This window comes from Streptomyces sp. NPDC057654 (genome assembly GCF_042800135.1).
Taxonomy (GTDB): Bacteria; Actinomycetota; Actinomycetes; order Streptomycetales; family Streptomycetaceae; genus Streptomyces.
Window position 1 is genome coordinate 1 of sequence record NZ_JBHVHQ010000775.1, and the last position, 4123, is coordinate 4123.

Sequence of the window (4123 nt, forward strand, 5' to 3'; positions counted from 1 at the left end):
CTACCGGCCCGCGGGCAGCCGCCCGTTCATCGGCGGCTCAGAAGAACCCGCATGTAGGCGCCTCCACCACCGGCGCCGCGAGCCCCTCCGCGCCGGACGGGGCGAAGAGTTCCAGCCGGATGCCGTCCGGGTCGTGGAAGAAGACGCCGCCGGACGGCGTGCCCTGCCCGTGCGGCACGACGCCCTCGTAGTGGAAGTCCGCGCCGATGGAGCGCAGTACGGCCTCGGCGGCCCGTACGTCCTGGATGCGGTCGACCTCGAAGGCGAGGTGGTGGAGGCCGGAGCGGTCGCCGTCGTACGGGCTGCCGGCCTGCTGCCAGAGGGTGACCGCGAGCTCCCCGTCGCGGCCGAGGAACGCGAAGCGGCGGCCCTCCCCCGCGTCGGCCGCGCCCTCGCGGAGCACCTCGAAGCCGAACACCCGCGTGTAGAAGGCGATCGAGCGGTCGATGTCGGTGACGTTGAGGCCGACGTGCCCGGTGCGCAGCTTGGCCGAGGCCATGGGGTTCCCCTCCCGCCGGGGTCCGGGCCGCTCCCGGCCGCCCGTTGCTGACGACAGTAGGAGCGGCCTTCGAAGGCGGTCAACCGGCGCTCGGGCGTTGACCGCTTGACGGCTTTATTGCCGTTTCCTCACTCGTGGCACATGGCGGATTTACGCCATCATTACTTTGGGCACCGACAACCCTCCCCAAACAGCCATCACTTGCGTGAAAGTGATCGGTCATCCGGTACCGGTCTCCGGATTCCGGATTCCGGACCTTCCTTACCGAAGAAGGACGCGATGACCTCTGATCCTCAAGCCCCGTCCGCCGGCGGCGCGAGACGCACGGCCCGAATAGCGGTGGCCGCAGGCCTGGTGGCCGCGCTCGCCGCGCCGATCCCCGCGCTGGCCGCGGGCCACGGACCGGGCGCGGACCCCGGCTCCGGGCCGGCCAAGACGGCCGCGGCGGCCAAACTCGGCCCGCACGACGCCCAACTGCTCGCCGACGCCAAGGCGGACGGCGACAAGAACGTCACGCTGATGATCGCCACCGCCCCCGGCCGGACCGCGCAGGTCGCCGGGGAAGTGGACGCGGTCAAGGGCGGTTCGGTGGGGCGTACGTACGACAAGCTCGGCTACGTCCGGGCCACCGTGCCGACCTCCCAGGCGGACGCCGTCATCGCCAAGGCGCAGCGGCTCGACTCGGTGCACGGCATCGACCTCAAGCAGGAGATCAAGCTCCCCGACCCGTCGCCGCGCGGCGACGCGGCGAAGGGGATGAAGGCGGCGCGGACCGCGGGCAAGGCCGCGTATCCGGCGCCCGGCAAGCACACCCCGGCGAAGAACCCGTACCAGCCCGCCCACGAGACGGGCGCCGTGGACTTCGTGAAGGAGCACCCCAAGGCCGACGGGCGGGGCGTGACCATCGGCATCCTCGACTCGGGCGTCGACCTCGGCCACCCGGCGCTCGCGAAGACCACCACCGGCGAGCGCAAGATCACCGACTGGGTGACGGCGACCGACCCGATAGTGGACCAGGACGGCACGTGGCGGCCGATGACGACCGACGTCAAGGGCCCCGCCTTCTCCTTCAACGGCCGTACGTACCGGGCGCCCGAGGGCTCGTACAAGGTCAGCCTCTTCCGGGAGAGCGCGACGGCCGGCGGCGACATGAAGGGCGACCTGAACCGGGACGGCGACACCACGGACTCCTGGGCCGTGCTGTACGACCCGGCCAAGGGCACCGTCCGCGTGGACCTCGACGACGACGGCGACTTCGGCAATGACGAGGAGATGCGGCCGTACAAGGAGGACCACCAGGTCGGCTACTTCGGCAAGGACGACCCGGCCACCCCGATCGCCGAGCGCATCCCCTTCGTGGTGGAGATCCGCAAGGACGTGCCGATGGACCCGTACGGCGGTGACTGGACGGGGAAGAAGGCCGACTTCGTCAACATCGGCGTGGTCGAGTCCGAACACGGTACGCACGTCGCGGGCATCACCGCGGCGAACGGGCTGTTCGGCGGCCGGATGAACGGCGCGGCCCCCGGCGCGAAGCTCGTCTCCTCGCGCGCCTGCACATGGAGCGGCGGCTGCACCACCGTCGCGCTCACCGAGGGCATGATCGACCTGGTCGTGAACCGGGGCGTGGACATCGTCAACATGTCGATCGGCGGGCTGCCGCCGCTGAACGACGGCAACAACGCGCGCGCCGAGCTGTACACGCGGCTCATCGACACCTACGGCGTCCAGCTCGTCATCTCCGCGGGCAACGACGGTCCGGGCGTCAACACCATCGGCGACCCGGCCGTGGCGGACAAGGTGATCAGCGTCGGGGCGTCCGTGTCGAAGGACACCTGGGCGGCCGACTACGGGTCCGTGGTGGAGACGAAGAACGCGATGATGCCGTTCTCCTCGCGCGGCCCGCGCGAGGACGGCGGTTTCACGCCGACGCTCACCGCGCCGGGCGCGTCCGTCAACACCGTGCCCACGTGGGAGCCGGGGGCGCCGGTCGCCGAGGCCGGGTACGACCTGCCGCCGGGTTACGCGATGCTCCAGGGCACCTCGATGGCGTCCCCGCAGGCCACGGGCGCGGCGGCGCTGCTGCTCTCAGCGGCCGAGGAGCGTCACCACGCGCTGCCGCCGGCCGAGCTGCGCACGGCGCTGACCTCGACCGCCAAGAAGATCAAGGGCGTCCAGGCGTACGCGCAGGGCGCCGGCCTCATCGACGTGAACGAGGCGTGGGAGGCGATCCGGGACGGCGTGAGCGTCCAGAAGTACACGGTGAAGGCGCCGGTGAGCACGTCGCTGGCCGGTTCGCTGAAGACGCCGGGGTTCGGCACGGGGCTGTACGACCGTGAGGGCGGCCTGAAGACGGGCGAGAACCGGACGTACGACATCAGCATCACCCGCACCACCGGCCCCGACCGGCCCATCTGGCACGAACTGGGGTGGAAGAACAACGACGGCACGTTCCGCATCGTCGGCGGCAGCGACGACAACGAGATCAAGCTGCCGCTGAACCGGCCGGTCACGGTCAAGGTGCGGGCCAAGGCCCGTACGGCCGGGGTGCACAGCGCGATCCTGACCGTGGACGACGACCACACGTGGCCCGTGGACCAGCAGATCCTGACGACCGTCGTCGCCGCGAAGCCGCTGGCGAAGCCGTCCTACGCGGTCAAGGAGTCGGGCAGCGTCCAGCGGAACGCCACCACGTCGTACTTCGTGGACGTGCCGAAGGGCGCCAAGTCGCTGGAGGTCGCGATGAGCGGCCTGCGCTCCGGCAGCCAGACCCGGTGGATAGCGATCAGCCCGTACGGCGTCCCGGCCGACCCCACGTCCACGCCGAACTGCTACCCGAACTACCCGAACCCGGCCAACACCTGCCGCCCGGAGCTGCGCTCGTACGCGGACCCGCTGCCGGGCGTCTGGGAGTTCGAGGTCGAGTCCCGGCGCACGTCGCCGCACCTGGACAACCCGTTCACGCTGACGGCCACGGCGCTGGGCGTCACCTTCGACCCGGCGGAGCGCACCCTCCCCGAGGCCAAGGCCGGCACGCCGGCCGCCGTCTCCTGGACCGCGTCCAACGGCTTCGCCGCCGTCGAGGGCACGCTGCGCGGCGGGCAGCTCGGCTCGGCGGTGACGGAGCGGCCGACGATCAAGCAGGGCGAGACGCGGACCACGAAGGTCACCCTGGGCGAGGGCGTCACCCGCCTCGACGCGTCGATCGGCCACGTCTCCGACGCCAAGGCCGATCTCGACCTCAGCGTCTACAAGGACGGCAAGGTCGTGGCGTCCTCCACCAAGGGCGACTCCGAGGAGTCGATCTCCCTCCCGAAGCCGCCCGCCGGCGAATACACCATCGAGATATCCGGCTACTCGGTCCCGAGCGGCTCCACCGCGTACGACTACCGCGACGTCTACTACGCCCCGTCCCTGGGCGAGGTACGCACCTCCGCCACCAAGCCGATCCACCTGCCCACCGGCGCCAAGACCGAGGTGACCGCCGAGGTCATAGCGGCGGGCGCCCCACCCGCGGGCCGCGCCCTCTTCGGCGAGGTCCAGCTCCTGACCGCCTCGGGCACGGCCGCGGGCAGCGGCGCCGTCAAGATCGAGAAGGTGGTGAGCTGACGCACTGAGTAGGGC

Annotated in this window: 2 protein-coding genes; one reads left to right on the plus strand and one right to left on the minus strand. The window is 71.3% G+C overall.

What is annotated here, in order from left to right; genetic code table 11:
* Window positions 1–37 precede the first annotated feature (37 nt).
* Complete coding sequence (locus ACFU99_RS35560) at window positions 38–499, minus strand: VOC family protein (RefSeq protein ID WP_384400320.1); 462 nt, start codon at window positions 497–499, stop codon at window positions 38–40.
* 279 nt (window positions 500–778) lie between these two features.
* Between ACFU99_RS35560 and ACFU99_RS35565 the strand changes: the two genes are divergently transcribed.
* Complete coding sequence (locus ACFU99_RS35565) at window positions 779–4108, plus strand: S8 family serine peptidase (protein ID WP_384400323.1); 3330 nt, start codon at window positions 779–781, stop codon at window positions 4106–4108.
* Window positions 4109–4123 lie beyond the last annotated feature (15 nt).